The following is a 13,710-nucleotide window of genomic DNA, read 5'->3' on the forward strand; positions in this document are numbered from 1 at the left end:
GTTCACCCGCGAAGCAGGCGACGCGGTGGACCGTGCTGGAAGCGCTGGACAGCGGCAAGCCGGTCAGCGAGTGCCAGAACGACACTGCACGAACCCTCGCACGCCTGAGTGATCTGTATGGTTAGCGCCAGGCACAAGCTGATTTTCGGAGACAAGCATGCTGCGTATTTTTGAACGATGGCTCGACCCCTTCCCCCCTGACGAGATACCACCGCCACCAGTTGGCCTGTTGCGCTTCATGTGGGCCTGCACCCGGGGCGCGCGCGGCTACATCCTGGCGCTTGCACTGCTCAGTGCCGGGGTATCGATCTACGAAGCCTGGCTGTTCGCCTTCCTCGGTCAGGTCGTGGACCTGCTTTCGGCCTGGCAGGCCGGCGGTGCCGTCGGCCCCGAAGAAACCCGGGTGCTGTGGGGTATCGGCATCGTCCTGCTGGTCAGCATCGAGTTGGTGGCGCTGCGCACCATGCTTCAGCACCAGGTACTGGCGATCAATCTGCCGCTGCGCCTGCGTTGGGACTTTCACCGGCTGATGCTGCGCCAGAGCCTGTCGTTCTTTTCTGACGAGTTTTCCGGCCGGGTCACCACCAAGGTGATGCAGACGGCGCTGGCGGTACGCGATGTGTTGTTCACCCTCATCGAGATCCTGCCCGGGATCGGTGTGTACTTCATCGCGATCATTGCCCTGGCCGGTGGCTTTGCCCTGAAACTGATGCTGCCCTTCATTGCCTGGGTCGTGCTGTTCGGCCTGGCCATGCTGTATTTCGTGCCACGCCTGGGCAAGGTCGGCCAGGAGCAGGCCAACGCCCGATCATCGATGACCGGGCGGGTTTCTGACGCCTACACCAACATCACCACGGTGAAACTGTTCTCGCACGCCAACCGCGAAGCGCACTTCGCGCGCGCAGCCATGGAGGACTTCAAGCAGACCGGTTTTCGCCAGATGCGTCTGGTCAGCCAGTTCGAAATCGTCAACCAGGCACTGGTGGTGGGCCTGATCATGGCTGCCGGTGGCTATGCGCTGTGGCTGTGGCACCAGGGCCAGGTCGGCACCGGCGCGGTGGCGGCGATCACCGCCATGGCCTTGCGTATCAACGGCATGTCGCACTGGATCATGTGGGAGATAACCTCGCTGTTCGAAAACATCGGCACCGTGCAGGACGGCATGGCCACCCTCACCCGCGGCCCCAAGGTAACGGATGAGCCGGGCGCTGCAGAGCTGGTAACCAAGGGGGGCGCGGTGAGTTTCGACAAGGTCGGCTTCAACTACAACGGCGAGCGTCAGGTACTCGACGACCTGAGCCTGCACATCCGCCCGGGCGAAAAAGTCGGTTTGGTCGGCCGCTCCGGCGCTGGCAAGTCCACCTTGATCAACCTGCTGCTGCGCTTCTACGACGTGGACCGTGGAGAAATCCGCATCGACGGGCAGAACGTGGCCAAGGTCACCCAGGACAGCCTGCGCAGCGCCATCGGCATGGTCACCCAGGACACCTCGCTGCTGCACCGCTCGATTCGCGACAACATCGCCTATGGCCGCCCCGATGCGACCGAAGCGCAGATCCGCGCCGCTGCGGCCAATGCCCAGGCCGATGGTTTCATCAGCCAGCTCAGCGACCGCCAGGGCAACACCGGTTACGACACCTTGGTGGGAGAGCGCGGCATCAAGCTGTCTGGTGGCCAGCGCCAGCGCATCGCCATTGCCCGGGTGATGCTGAAGAACGCGCCGATCCTGCTGCTGGACGAAGCCACCAGTGCGCTGGACTCGGAAGTGGAAGTGGCCATTCAGGAAAGCCTGGATGAAATGATGAAAGGCAAGACCGTCATCGCCATCGCCCACCGGTTGTCGACGATTGCCGCCATGGACCGGCTGATCGTGATGGATGAAGGGCGCATCATCGAGCAAGGCACCCATGCGCAACTGCTGGCGAAGAATGGTACTTATGCACGGTTGTGGCAGCACCAGAGCGGCGGGTTCCTGGGTGAGGACCAGGGCGTGGCCGAGGCGATGGAGTAGGCAGGAGGTGGGATCAGGTACCGCGTCGCCCGCTCCCACACGGTACGCGGACCGCTTGCGTACTGAGTTCTCCGGGCCTGCAGCTCAACCAAACACATGCGAAGGCCGGCGCAGCACCGGGTCGAACGGGTTGACCCGCTCGCCAATCGCCGCCGCCTCGCGCTTGAGCAGCGCCACCACGGTTGGCATGCGGTTGGGCCCCAGGCGGTCGCTGATGGTCGCCACGCTCAGGGCCGCCACCGCATGGCCGTTACGATCGAGGATCGGCACCGCCAGGCCGGCCATGCCATCGAGCACTCCGGTATTGCGCCCGGCATAGCCGAGGCTGCGCACATTGTCGATTTCGGCGCGCAGCATGACTTCGTCGTAATGGTGGAAATCCTTCAGCCGCGGCAGGTTGTAGCGGATCACCTCGTCGCGCTCCTCCTCCGGCAGGAAGGCCAGGATTGCCAGGCTGCCCTGCCCCACCCCCAAGGCCACACGGCCGCCAATATCGCCGGTGAAGGTACGGATCGGGTATGGCCCTTCGCTGCGGTCCAGGCACACCGCATCGAACCCCGAGCGCGCCAGCAGGAACAGCGAATCGCCCAGCGAGGCCGACAACCGCAGCAGGCTGGGGCGCACCACATCGCGCAGGTTGCCGGCTTGCCCGGCCTTGGCCGCCAAGGCAAAAAAATCCAGGCTCAGCCGGTAGCGCTTGCTGGTCGCGCACTGATCGACCATGCCTTCTTCAATCAGGCTGCGCAGCAGGCGGTGGGTTGTGGGTTGCGCCAGGCCAACCCGCTGCGCCAGCTGGCTGACCTTCTCACCCTCGCCGCCGCATTCTCCCAGCGCACGCAACACGGCGAACAAACGCGACACCGCACTGACACCTACTTCCTTGGCCTGCTCATTTCGTTTATCGGAATCCATTTTTCGTCAAACCCTTAAAAATTCCATTCAATGGAATAATTTCAAAATAGCTGTCACCCAGTGAAATTACCCTTTGTCGCCATCCTAATCATTGCCCTACTCTCCGGTCCATAGGGCGATATCACAACATCGGCCGCCGCCACAGAAGCGAGCGCCAACGTCCGTAAAAGCATTGCTTTTCGCCGCTGGCGCTCTGCCCACCCTGAAACTGCCGGTTGACCCCGGTTCCGTTTGCGATGGAGCACAGCCATGACCTTTCTGTTGATCGACAAGCTTTGCAAGCGCTATGGCGCCACGGAGGCAGTGGCCAGCTCGTCACTGGCCATCGAGAAAGGCGAGTTCGTCTCCCTGCTTGGCCCTTCGGGCTGCGGCAAGACCACCACCCTGCAAATGATTGCCGGCTTCGTCGAGGTCACCAGCGGCCGCATTGTCCTCGACGGCCGCGACATCACCCACGCCAAGCCGGCCAGCCGAGGCCTGGGCGTGGTGTTCCAGAGCTACGCGCTGTTCCCGCACATGACCGTGCGCGACAACGTCGCCTTTGGCCTGCGCATGCGCAGGGTGGCCAACGCCGACATCGCCCGCCGGGTCGACCAGGCCCTGGCGCTGGTGCGTCTGGACAAGCATGCCGAGCGCTACCCGCGCGAACTCTCCGGCGGCCAGCGTCAGCGGGTGGCCCTGGCCCGCGCACTGGTGATCGAACCGCCGGTACTGCTACTGGACGAACCGCTGTCCAACCTGGACGCCCACCTGCGTGAAGAAATGCAGTTCGAGATCTGTCGCATCCAGAACGAGGTCGGCATTACCACCTTGATGGTCACCCACGACCAGGCCGAGGCCTTGTCGATCAGCGACCGGGTGGTGGTGATGGAGGCCGGGCGCATCACCCAGGTAGATGACCCCTACCGCCTCTACGAACACCCGGGTACGCCCTTCATTTCCGACTTTGTCGGCAAGGCCAACCGCCTGCGCGGCGTAACCGGCCCCGGCGGGCAACCGCAGGCGAATGCCCAGGGCCCGCTGACCCTCAGCCTGCGCCCGGAAAAAATCAGCCTCGGCCCGGCCGGCAGCGGCAAGCTCGCAGGCCGCATCAGCTGCCGCTACTTCCTCGGCAGCCAGTGGCTGTATCGGGTCGACACCGCTCTGGGCAACCTGGCCGTGGTACGTGCCAACGACGGCAACACACCGCTGGATGAAGGCACACAGGTCGGCCTGGACTGGAACGATGCCCTGCTACGGGTACTGAACGCTGGCGAGGTGGCGGCATGAGCGCGGCAAAGCTGCGCAGCAGCGCCTGGGGCTACGGCCTCAGCAGCCCGGCGCTGCTGTTGTTCCTGGCCTTGCTGGTGGTGCCACTGGGGCTGACCGTGCTGCTGTCGTTCAACGCGTTCGACTACAGCAGCGGCATCCAGGCCGGCCAGTACACCCTCGGCCATTACCTGAGCCTGGTGACCGACACCTACTACTACGAGATCTTCTTCCGCACCTTCTGGATCAGCGCCCTGGTCACCCTGCTTTGCGTGCTGATCGGCATCCCCGAGGCCTTGGTGCTCAGCCGCATGGGCGCGCCGTGGCGCTCGATCTTCCTGATCCTGGTGCTGACCCCGCTGCTGATTTCGGTGGTAGTGCGGGCCTTCGGCTGGAGCCTGCTGCTGGGCGCCGACGGCCTGGTCAACCAGGGCATCACTGCCCTCGGCGGGCAGCCGGTGAAGCTGCTGTATACGCCCTTTGCGGTAATCATCGGCCTGGTCCACGTGATGCTGCCGTTCATGATCATCCCGGTGTGGACCTCGCTGCAGAAGCTCGACCCGGCTGCCGAGCAAGCCGCGCTGTCACTGGGTGCCAGCCAGTGGACGGTGTTCCGCCGCATCGTGCTGCCACAGATCATGCCCGGCGTGCTGTCGGGCACGCTGATCGTGTTCGGCCTGGCCGCCAGTTCGTTCGCCATTCCCGGCCTGCTGGGCGGGCGCCGGCTGAAGATGGTCGCCACCATGATCTACGACCAGTACCTAGCTGAACTGAACTGGCCGATGGGTGCCACCATCGCCGTGGCCCTGCTGCTGATCAACCTGCTGGTGATGCTCAGTTGGAACCGGCTGGTCGAACGCCGCTACAAACGCGCACTTGGAGTCTGAACCGATGACCCGTAACGGCCCGCTGGCCCTTTCCTTTCACGCCCTGGTGATGCTGTTCATGCTCGCCCCGCTGGTGGTGGTGTGCCTGGTGGCATTCACCCCGGAAAACACCCTGAGCCTGCCCACCGCCGGCTTCTCGCTACGCTGGTTCAGCGCCGTGTTCGAGCGTGCCGATTTCCTCGATGCGTTCTACAACAGCCTGAAACTCGCGGCCCTGGCTGCCTCGCTGGCCACTTTGATCGCCGTGCCGGCGGGCCTGGCGATCACCCGCTACAGCTTCCCCGGCCAAGGCTTTCTCAACGGCCTGCTGCTGTCGCCGATCATCATCCCGCACCTGGTGCTGGGTGTGGCCTTGCTGCGGCTGTTCGCCTTGCTGGGGGTCAATGGCAGCTTCGCCTGGCTGGTGTTCGCCCATGTCGTGGTGATCACCCCTTACGTGCTGCGCCTGGTACTGGCTGCAGCCATCGGTATCGATCGCAGCGCCGAGCAGGCCGCGCAAAGCCTGGGTGCTGGCCGGGTCACGCTGTTCTGCAAGGTCACCCTGCCGATGATCCTGCCCGGTGTGGCCGGCGGCTGGCTGCTGGCGTTCATCAACAGCTTCGACGAAGTGACCCTGTCGATCTTCGTCACCTCGCCTGCCACCCAGACCCTGCCAGTGCGCATGTACGTATACGCCACCGAATCCATCGACCCGATGATGGCCGCCGTCTCGGCACTGGTGATCGCCGTCACCGCCCTGACCATGGTCGCCCTGGACCGCGTATATGGCCTGGACCGCGTGCTGGTGGGCAAGCAATGACAAGGAATGCCCCCATGCCTCTGTTCAAGCGCGTGGCCGAACACGACCGCGAGCCAGTGCCCTTCCTGCTCGACGGCCAACCGGCCAGAGGCATGAGCGGCGATACCCTGCTGACTGCCATCCTGACCAATGCCGGGCACCTGCGCGGCAGCGACTTCAGCGCCGAACCACGCGCCGGCTTCTGCCTGATGGGCGCCTGCCAGGACTGCTGGGTACGCCTGCAGGATGGCCGCCGGGTACGCGCCTGCTCGACCTTTCTGGAACCGGGCCAGTGCGTGACCCGCGACCCGGGACGTCAGCCATGAGTGCGATCGTGATCATCGGCGCCGGCCCGGCCGGCATCCGCGCCGCGCAAACCCTGGTAGCCCACGGCCTGCGCCCGGTGCTGCTGGACGAAGCCAGCCGCGGCGGCGGGCAGATCTACCGCCAGCAGCCGGCCAACTTTCGCCGCTCGGCCAAAGCGTTGTACGGCTTCGAGGCAGGAAAGGCGCAAGCCGTGCACGCCACCCTCGAGCAACTGCGCGGGCAGGTCGACTACCGCCCGGACACCCTGGTATGGAACGCCGAGCAGCAAGTGCTGGACACCTTGCAACAGGGCCAACTGGCCGACCGCCTGGCGTTCGACCGGGTGATCGTCGCCACCGGTGCCACCGACCGGGTGTTGCCGATACCCGGCTGGACCCTGCCTGGGGTCTATACCTTGGGCGCTGCGCAAATCGCCCTGAAGTTCCAGGGCTGCGCGATCGGTGAACGGGTGGTGCTGGCCGGCAGCGGGCCGCTGCTGTACCTAGTGGCCTACCAGTACGCCAAGGCCGGTGCCACGGTCAGCGCGGTGCTCGACACCTCACCGTTCAGCGCCCAGGTGCGTGCCCTGCCACGCCTGCTTCTGCAACCGGGCACCTTTGCCAAGGGCCTGTACTACCGAGCCTGGCTGGCCCGCAAGGGTGTGCCGGTGCACCAGGGCGTGACCCTGCTGGGTATCGACGGCGAGCAACGCGCCAGCGCTGTGCGCTGGCTGCACAATGGCCAGCAACACGACCTGCCGTGCGACGCCGTGGCATTCGCCCACGCCCTGCGCAGTGAAACCCAACTGGCCGACCTGCTGGGTTGCCAGTTCGCCTGGAGCGCGCTCAACCGCGCCTGGCTACCGGTACGTGACGCCCAGGGCCGGGCCACCAGCCCCGGCGTGTACCTGGCAGGCGACGGTGCCGGCATCCTCGGTGCCGACGGTGCCGAGATGAGCGGTGAACTGGCCGCCCTGACACTGCTGGCCGACCTCGGCAAGCCCGGCAACCCGCAGCGCCAGCAGCAACTGGAAAGGCGCCTGGCCACCTTGCAGCGCTTCCGCCAAGGGCTGGAGCAGGCCTTTCCATTTCCCGAGCAGTGGGCCCGTCAAGCCCCGGACCATCTCACCGTGTGCCGCTGCGAACAGATCAGCGCCGGGGAAATCCGCGCCACCGTGCGTGCCGGGCACTGGGAAATCAACCGGGTCAAGGCCATGTGCCGAGTCGGCATGGGCCGCTGCCAGGGCCGCGTGTGCGGTGCCGCTGCCGCCGAGTTGATCGCCTGCGAAAGCGGTCGGGCCATTGACCAGGTAGGGCGCCTGCGTGGCCAGGCACCGGTCAAGCCCCTGCCCTTTGGCCTGGAGATAAAACCATGAAGTTGATCGAAGTGGACGCCATCATCGTCGGCGGCGGCATCATCGGCAGCAGCGCGGCCTTGACCCTGGCCCGCGCTGGTCGGCAAGTGGCATTGCTGGAACGCGACTTCTGCGGCTCGCACTCCAGCGGGGTGAACTACGGCGGTGTGCGCCGCCAGGGCCGCTCGTTGGCCCAGCTGCCGTTGTCGATGCGCGCCCATGCCATCTGGGGGAATCTGCGCGATTGGATCGGCATCGATGGCGAATACGCCCGCAGCGGCCACCTGAAGCTGGCCCGCAGCGAAACCGACTTCGATGCCTTGAAGGCCTATGCCCGGCGCACCCAGGCTTTTGACCTTCGCCTGCAACTGCTTGAACGACGCGAACTGCGCCAGCGCTTCCCCTGGGTGGGCGATATCGCTGTCGGCGCCTCGTACTGCCCCGAGGACGGCCATGCCAACCCACGGCTGGTGTCACCGGCCTTCGCCCAGGCGGCCAGACGCAGCGGCGCCCAGGTGCATGAGCAGTGCAAGGTGCTGGAGGTGGGGCACGACGGCCACCGTTTCAGCGTAAGCACCAGCAGCGGCCAAGGCTTCAAGGCGCCCTGGCTGTTGAATTGCGCCGGCGCCTGGTCGGCGCAACTGGCCGAGCAGTTCGGCGAGCCGGTGCCGCTGACCGCGGCCCACCCCGCCATGCTGGTGACCGAGCCGCTGCCGCTGTTCATGACCGCCAGCACCGGGGTCGAAGGCGGCGGCATCTACGCCCGCCAGGTGGCGCGTGGCAACTGCGTGCTGGGCGGCGGGCGCGGTTTTGCCCTTACCCCGACCACCGCACGCCCGGGCCAGGCCGCAGTGCTCGACATTCTGCGCAATGCCACCGAGCTGTACCCGGCACTGGCCGGCGCCCAGGCCATTCGCACCTGGAGCGGCACCGAAGGCTACCTGCCCGATGACGAACCGGTGCTCGGCCCCAGCCTGCACCAGCCCGGCCTGCTGCATGGTTTCGGCTTTGCCGGTGCCGGCTTCCAGATAGGCCCGGCTGCCGGTGAAGCGTTGGCGCAATGCATCCTGCACGGCGCGCCGGCACTCAGCCTTGCGGCTTTTTCCATCAACCGCTTTCAGCCCAACCACCACAAGGAAAACCTGTCATGACGCACAAGCAACGTTTGCTCGCCCTGTTCTGCACCGTGCCCGGCCTGTTCGCCTGCCTGCCCGCCATGGCCCAACCCACGCTTTACCTGGGCATGAACGGCGGCACCATGGAACGGCTGTTCAGCGACAATATCCTGCCAAAGTTCGAGCAGGCCAACGGCGTGAAGGTGGTGATTGTCCCCGGCACCTCGGCCGACATCCTCGCCAAGGTCCAGGCCACGCCGAACAAGCCGTCGATCCATGTGATGGTGCTGGATGACGGCATCATGTACCGCGCCATCGGCATGGGCCTGTGCAGCACGCTCAAACCCAACCCGACCTTGGCCCAGTTGCCGGAAAAGGCCCTGATCAAGGACAAGGCCGCCGCAGTCAGCCTGGGCGTGACCGGGCTTGCCTACAACAGCCGCCTGTTCAAGGCCAATGACTGGGCAGCGCCCACCTCCTGGAACGACCTGGCCGACCCGCGCTTCAAGGACAAGGTGGTGTTCCAGTCGATGGCATCGTCCACCTTCGGCCTGCATGGTTTCCTGATGTACAACCGCCTGCACGGCGGCAGCGATACCGATGTCAACCCGGGCTTCACGGCCTGGCAGAAGAACGTGGGCCCGAACGTGCTGGAGTACATCCCCAATTCGGCCAAGCTCTCGGAAATGGTGCAAACCGACGAAGCCGCGCTGTTCCCGCTCACCCCCACCCAGGTGACGGCGCTGAAGCTCAAAGGCATCCCGGTGGAGTACGCCGCGCCCAAGGAAGGTGCCGTGGTGCTCAACCAGGCCGAATGCGTCACGGCCAACAACGACCAGCCGGAGCTTGCGCAGAAGCTCGCCGAGTTCCTGCTCAGCCCCGAGGCGCAGTCGCCGGCCCTGGAGCTGGGTGACCAGATCCCGTCCAACCCCAACACACCTACCAGTGACAAGACCCGTGGCCAGGTCGAAGCCATGCAGACCTACCTGCAGACTGCCGTGACCATCGACTGGGACCAGGTCAACACCCAGCGCCCCGAATGGAACGCGCGCTGGAACCGCCAGATCGAGCGATAAGCCGAGGGCCTGGGCCGCTCCCGCCCCTTTGGGCTGCGCTGTCGGTCCGCGTACCCTGTGGGAGCGGCTTTAGCCGCGAAGAATCCAGCGCGGTGCATGGCACCGGCTGCGCCGGTGTTCGCGGCTGAAGCCGCTCCCACAGGGTCCCGGCTAGCTCAATGAATCATGTTCAGTTCTATGAGATCGAGTTTCCCGCGAAGAAGGCAACACACCTCCAAACCCTGACACCTCAATCCAGCACCGGCCGCAACAACGCCTGGGCCTCGTACAGGGTCGGCAGATACCGCAAGCGTATTTCATCCACACTCAACCGCGAAGCATGGGTGGTGATGGTCAACGTCGCTTTCAGCCGGCCAGCCCGGTCCAGCAGTGGCACACCCAGCACGCGCATGCCGATTTCATACTCCTGGTCCACGATACAGAATCCCTGCTCCTTCACCCGCAGCAACTCCGCCTCCAGCTGTAACCGGTCCGTCTGCGTATAAGGCGTCAACCCTCGCAGCGGGTTACGCGCAAAGTAGGCATCCCGCTCCCCCTCATCCAGCCAGGCCAGCCAGACGCGCCCGCCGGCGGTGCAATACATCGGCACCCGCGAACCCGGCCGGATCGACAACGAGGCCACATGGCTGTAGCGGCTACGTACCAGGTGGATGATCTCGTCACCATCACGGGTACCTACCGACACATGCTCCTGGGTCTGCCGCGCCACCTGCTCGACGATCGGCCGCAGCATGCGCGGCAGTTGTGCCGAGTCCACATACGCCTGGCCAAGGCGCAGCGCCTTGGGCGTAAGCCAGTACTCACGGCTGTCGGTTTCGGCAAACCCTTCGTGCACCAAGGTCAACAGAAACCGCCGCGCGGCACTGGGGGTAAGGCCGGACAACCTGGCCGCCTGGGGCACGCTAAGGCGCGGCTGCTCGGCGCTGAACAGCTGCATGAGCGCCAGGCCCTTCTGCAAGCCGGCGATCAGGTCACGGGGGTGGATAGCAGGGGTGTTCATCTATTCGACTCGCAAGCAGGGCAAATACAGCCGATTACCGCGATAACCGGATCAATGATGCGATTATCGCATCAAACGCCCGATCAGCGCATTGTTGCCCACGCCCCCTTGCCTCACCCTTGGCCTGCATAACAACGCCAATAAGGAGGTCAGCATGATTCGTGGTTCCACTGAACTGGTCGCCATCGTCGGTTCGCCCATTGCCCAGGTGAAGTCCCCCGAAAACTTCAACACCTGGTTCGCCAACAACAACTGCAACCTCGCCATGCTGCCCATCGATCTGCATGAGGCCGCGCTGGATACCTTCGCCGGCACCCTGCGCGGCTGGCAGAACCTGCGCGGTTGCGTGGTCACCGTGCCGTACAAGCAGGCCCTGGCCAGCCGCCTTGACGGCCTGAGCGAGCGCGCAGCCGCGCTGGGCTCGGTCAATGTCGTGCGCCGTGAGCGTGACGGTCGCCTGCTGGGCGACAACGTGGACGGCGCCGGCTTCCTCGGTGCTGCGCGCAAACATGGCTTCGAGCCGGCGGGCAAGCGTGCGTTGGTGATCGGTTGTGGCGGGGTCGGCAGTGCCGTTGCCTATGCGCTGGGCGAGGCCGGCATCGCCAGCATCACCCTCAGCGACCCCAGCACTGCGCGCATGGGCGCTGTGTGCGAGCTGCTCGGCAATGCCTTCCCCGCGGTCGAACTTGCCACCCGGGTCGACGGGCTGGAAGGCTTCGACCTGCTGGTCAACGCCTCCCCTGTCGGCATGGGCGGCAGCGCGGAGCTGCCGCTGCCTGCCGCCCTGCTCGCCACCTTGCAAGCCGAAACCCTGGTCGCCGACGTGGTCACCTCGCCCGAGATCACCCCGCTGCTGAACCGGGCACGCCAGGTTGGCTGCGCGGTCCAGACCGGCCCGGAAATGGCCTTCGCCCAGCTCGGCCACCTGGGCGCCTTCATGGGCGTCACGCCGCTGGAGATCTGAAGCCATGCCGACGCATGAACACGCGCAACACAACTTTGACCTGGTCGTGCTGGGCAGCGGCGCCGGTGGCTTTACCGCTGCCGCCACGGCCGCGCGCCATGGGCTGAAAGTGCTGGTGGTGGAAAAGGCCGAACACTTTGGCGGCACCTCGGCGATTTCCGGCGGGGCGGTGTGGCTCTACGGTACCGATCAAGCCCGCGCCGCCGGTGCGGTAGACTCCCCCGAGGCCATTCGCACCTACCTCAGGCAGGTCATCGGCGACGGCTACGACCCCGCCCTGGTCGACGCCTTCATCGAGCATGGCCACCAGGCGCTGCGCTGGCTGGAGCAGAACACCGAACTGCGCTACGCCCTGCGCCCGCACTCGCCGGACTACTACCCGGATGCCCCCGGTGCCACCCAGTTTGGCCGGGCGCTGGAGATGGTCGAGTACGATGGCAAGCAGCTCGGCCCGTACTTCAAGGACCTGCAGATGCCGCCGCCCGGCATGTTGCTGTTCGGCGGCATGATGGTCAACCGCGTGGATATCCAGCATTTCCTCAGTATCCGCCGCTCGCCCCGGTCGCTGTGGCATTGCTTCAAGCTGATGGCGCGTTATGCGCGGGACCGTCTGCATCACCCGCGCGGCACGCGGCTTACCACCGGCAACGCCTTGATCGCCCGCCTGGCCAGCAGCGCCTTCGCCCATGGCACGCAGCTGTGGTTACGCAGCGAAGCCCTGGAGCTGATCGTCGAACGCGGCGTGGTCACCGGCGTGGTGGTGCAACGCGAAGGGCGCCGTGAACGGGTGCTGGCCCGGGGCGGTGTGGTGTGCGCCATGGGCGGGTTCGCTGCAGGCGCGCTGGCCGACAGCTACCGGCCGGCCCGGCAAGCGCCGCACCTGACCATGTCACCGCCCAGCAATGACGGCGCTGCCCTGCGCCTTGGCCAAGCCGTGGCCGCAGCTCAGGGTGAGGGCCTGGTGGCCAACTTCTTCTGGGCACCGGTTTCTGAACTGCGCCATGCCAGTGGCGAGCATGAGCGCTTCCCGCACCTGGTCACCGACCGCGCCAAGCCGGGCGTGATCGCGGTGAGCCAGGACGGGCGACGCTTCGTCAACGAGTCCGATTCCTACCACCACTTCGTGCAGACCATGTTCGCCAAAGGCATTGCCAGCTGCTGGCTGGTCTGCGATGCCGAGGCGATGAACCGCTACGGCCTGGGCCTGGCGCGGCCAAAGCCGGTGGACAACCAGGCATTGATCGACGCCGGCTACCTGCACCGCGCCGCAACAGCGCAGGCCCTGGCCGAGGCCATTGGCGTCGACCCACAGGTATTCATGCAGACCCTGGAGCAGTTCAACGCCGACGCCCGCAACGGCATCGACCGCGCGTTCGGCAAAGGCGGCAACAGCTACAACCGCTACATGGGCGACCCGCAACACACGCCCAACCCATGCCTGGCGCCACTGACCAGCGGCCCGTTCTACGCCATCCGCATCCACACCGGCGACCTCGGCTCGGCCCGCGGCCTGGTGACCGACGCCCGGGCCAACGTGCTGAACCGCGATGGCCAGCCGATTGCCGGGCTGTATGCAGTCGGCAACGACATGAACTCGCTGATGAAAGGCTCCTACCCCGGCCCCGGTATCACCCTGGGCCCTGCCCTCACCTTCGGCTGGCTCGCTGCCAACCACATCGCCGCGCGCCTGCAGGCGCCAACCACCCCCATGGAGACTCCAGCATGTACTACGAACTGAGAACCTACACCCTCGACCCACTGAAAATGGCCGACTGGCTGAGCCTGTACCAAAGCCACGCGCTGGAGGTGCAAAGCGAGCATCTCGGTAACCTGGTCGGCTTTTTCACCAGCGAGTTCGGTGAGGTCAACCAAGTGGTGCATATCTGGGGTTATGCCAGCCTCGACGAGCGAATGGCACGCCGCGCAGCCATGGCAGCGGACCCGCGTTGGGCCGAGTTCTCACGGCGCAACCGCGAGCTGGGCGCGGTACTGCACTTGCAGTCGCGAATGCTGCGGCCCACCGGTTTTTCGCCGCTGCAGTAAAACCTTCCTCCAACGC

13 protein-coding genes are annotated in these 13,710 nt (G+C 65.7%); 11 read left to right on the forward strand and 2 right to left on the reverse strand.

Annotated elements, in window-relative coordinates; all coding sequences use genetic code 11:
- Positions 1 to 157 precede the first annotated feature (157 nt).
- The gene (locus CAG46_RS21425; RefSeq protein ID WP_085618553.1) at positions 158 to 2,011 is read left to right on the forward strand and encodes an ABC transporter ATP-binding protein; all 1,854 of its coding nucleotides are present in this window, start codon (positions 158 to 160) and stop codon (positions 2,009 to 2,011) included.
- A gap of 84 nt (positions 2,012 to 2,095) precedes the next feature.
- Here the strand turns inward: CAG46_RS21425 and CAG46_RS21430 are convergent, their stop codons facing one another.
- Complete coding sequence (locus tag CAG46_RS21430; RefSeq protein ID WP_085618551.1) at positions 2,096 to 2,923, reverse strand: IclR family transcriptional regulator; 828 nt, start codon at positions 2,921 to 2,923, stop codon at positions 2,096 to 2,098.
- A 249-nt stretch (positions 2,924 to 3,172) separates the two neighbouring features.
- On the opposite strand from CAG46_RS21430, the gene CAG46_RS21435 reads away from it, so the two are divergent.
- The 7 genes from CAG46_RS21435 to CAG46_RS21465 are packed head-to-tail and all read left to right on the forward strand — an operon-like array spanning position 3,173 to position 9,687.
- Positions 3,173 to 4,192 carry an ABC transporter ATP-binding protein gene (locus CAG46_RS21435; RefSeq protein WP_085618549.1) on the forward strand — a complete coding sequence of 340 codons (1,020 nt, stop codon included), beginning with the start codon at positions 3,173 to 3,175 and terminating at the stop codon, positions 4,190 to 4,192.
- Entirely contained in the window at positions 4,189 to 5,058 is an 870-nt protein-coding gene (locus CAG46_RS21440; protein WP_013972117.1) for an ABC transporter permease, read from the forward strand. The genes CAG46_RS21435 and CAG46_RS21440 overlap by 4 nt, the downstream gene beginning before the upstream one ends.
- A 4-nt stretch (positions 5,059 to 5,062) precedes the next feature.
- Positions 5,063 to 5,857, forward strand: a complete 795-nt coding sequence (locus tag CAG46_RS21445) for an ABC transporter permease (protein ID WP_025339622.1) — start codon at positions 5,063 to 5,065, stop codon at positions 5,855 to 5,857.
- A gap of 14 nt (positions 5,858 to 5,871) precedes the next feature.
- Positions 5,872 to 6,162: a (2Fe-2S)-binding protein gene (locus tag CAG46_RS21450; RefSeq protein WP_025339623.1), complete on the forward strand. Its 291-nt coding sequence runs from the start codon at positions 5,872 to 5,874 to the stop codon at positions 6,160 to 6,162.
- Positions 6,159 to 7,517, forward strand: coding sequence for an NAD(P)/FAD-dependent oxidoreductase (locus CAG46_RS21455; RefSeq protein ID WP_085618546.1), 1,359 nt, complete (start codon positions 6,159 to 6,161; stop codon positions 7,515 to 7,517). The genes CAG46_RS21450 and CAG46_RS21455 overlap by 4 nt, the downstream gene beginning before the upstream one ends.
- The gene (locus tag CAG46_RS21460) at positions 7,514 to 8,647 is read left to right on the forward strand and encodes an FAD-binding oxidoreductase (RefSeq protein ID WP_075045584.1); all 1,134 of its coding nucleotides are present in this window, start codon (positions 7,514 to 7,516) and stop codon (positions 8,645 to 8,647) included. Before CAG46_RS21455 ends, CAG46_RS21460 begins: the two co-directional genes overlap by 4 nt.
- Positions 8,644 to 9,687 carry an ABC transporter substrate-binding protein gene (locus CAG46_RS21465; RefSeq protein ID WP_085618544.1) on the forward strand — a complete coding sequence of 348 codons (1,044 nt, stop codon included), beginning with the start codon at positions 8,644 to 8,646 and terminating at the stop codon, positions 9,685 to 9,687. The genes CAG46_RS21460 and CAG46_RS21465 overlap by 4 nt, the downstream gene beginning before the upstream one ends.
- A gap of 229 nt (positions 9,688 to 9,916) precedes the next feature.
- Here the strand turns inward: CAG46_RS21465 and CAG46_RS21470 are convergent, their stop codons facing one another.
- A complete protein-coding gene (locus CAG46_RS21470; protein WP_025339626.1) occupies positions 9,917 to 10,687 on the reverse strand; it encodes an IclR family transcriptional regulator in 771 nt (256 codons plus the stop codon).
- 154 nt (positions 10,688 to 10,841) lie between these two features.
- Between CAG46_RS21470 and CAG46_RS21475 the strand changes: the two genes are divergently transcribed.
- The 3 genes from CAG46_RS21475 to CAG46_RS21485 are packed head-to-tail and all read left to right on the forward strand — an operon-like array spanning position 10,842 to position 13,694.
- Complete coding sequence (locus tag CAG46_RS21475) at positions 10,842 to 11,651, forward strand: shikimate dehydrogenase (RefSeq protein WP_085618542.1); 810 nt, start codon at positions 10,842 to 10,844, stop codon at positions 11,649 to 11,651.
- A gap of 4 nt (positions 11,652 to 11,655) precedes the next feature.
- Positions 11,656 to 13,389 (forward strand): FAD-dependent oxidoreductase, encoded by a 1,734-nt coding sequence (locus tag CAG46_RS21480; protein WP_085618540.1) that lies wholly within the window; start codon positions 11,656 to 11,658, stop codon positions 13,387 to 13,389.
- On the forward strand, positions 13,374 to 13,694 hold the full coding sequence (locus tag CAG46_RS21485; protein ID WP_025339629.1) for an NIPSNAP family protein: 321 nt from the start codon (positions 13,374 to 13,376) through the stop codon (positions 13,692 to 13,694). Before CAG46_RS21480 ends, CAG46_RS21485 begins: the two co-directional genes overlap by 16 nt.
- Positions 13,695 to 13,710 lie beyond the last annotated feature (16 nt).

Origin of the sequence: Pseudomonas sp. B23(2017), assembly GCF_002113725.1 — a bacterium.
GTDB classification, from domain to species: Bacteria; Pseudomonadota; Gammaproteobacteria; order Pseudomonadales; family Pseudomonadaceae; genus Aquipseudomonas; species Aquipseudomonas putida_Z.

Excerpts from the sequence above, each read along its gene's own strand:
- CAG46_RS21425 (WP_085618553.1), top strand. The coding sequence starts at position 158 with ATGCTGCGTATTTTTGAACGATGGCTCGACCCCTTCCCCCCTGACGAG.
- CAG46_RS21430 (WP_085618551.1), bottom strand. The coding sequence starts at position 2,923 with ATGGATTCCGATAAACGAAATGAGCAGGCCAAGGAAGTAGGTGTCAGT.
- CAG46_RS21435 (WP_085618549.1), top strand. The coding sequence starts at position 3,173 with ATGACCTTTCTGTTGATCGACAAGCTTTGCAAGCGCTATGGCGCCACG.
- CAG46_RS21440 (WP_013972117.1), top strand. The coding sequence starts at position 4,189 with ATGAGCGCGGCAAAGCTGCGCAGCAGCGCCTGGGGCTACGGCCTCAGC.
- CAG46_RS21445 (WP_025339622.1), top strand. The coding sequence starts at position 5,063 with ATGACCCGTAACGGCCCGCTGGCCCTTTCCTTTCACGCCCTGGTGATG.
- CAG46_RS21450 (WP_025339623.1), top strand. The coding sequence starts at position 5,872 with ATGCCTCTGTTCAAGCGCGTGGCCGAACACGACCGCGAGCCAGTGCCC.
- CAG46_RS21455 (WP_085618546.1), top strand. The coding sequence starts at position 6,159 with ATGAGTGCGATCGTGATCATCGGCGCCGGCCCGGCCGGCATCCGCGCC.
- CAG46_RS21460 (WP_075045584.1), top strand. The coding sequence starts at position 7,514 with ATGAAGTTGATCGAAGTGGACGCCATCATCGTCGGCGGCGGCATCATC.
- CAG46_RS21465 (WP_085618544.1), top strand. The coding sequence starts at position 8,644 with ATGACGCACAAGCAACGTTTGCTCGCCCTGTTCTGCACCGTGCCCGGC.
- CAG46_RS21470 (WP_025339626.1), bottom strand. The coding sequence starts at position 10,687 with ATGAACACCCCTGCTATCCACCCCCGTGACCTGATCGCCGGCTTGCAG.
- CAG46_RS21475 (WP_085618542.1), top strand. The coding sequence starts at position 10,842 with ATGATTCGTGGTTCCACTGAACTGGTCGCCATCGTCGGTTCGCCCATT.
- CAG46_RS21480 (WP_085618540.1), top strand. The coding sequence starts at position 11,656 with ATGCCGACGCATGAACACGCGCAACACAACTTTGACCTGGTCGTGCTG.
- CAG46_RS21485 (WP_025339629.1), top strand. The coding sequence starts at position 13,374 with ATGTACTACGAACTGAGAACCTACACCCTCGACCCACTGAAAATGGCC.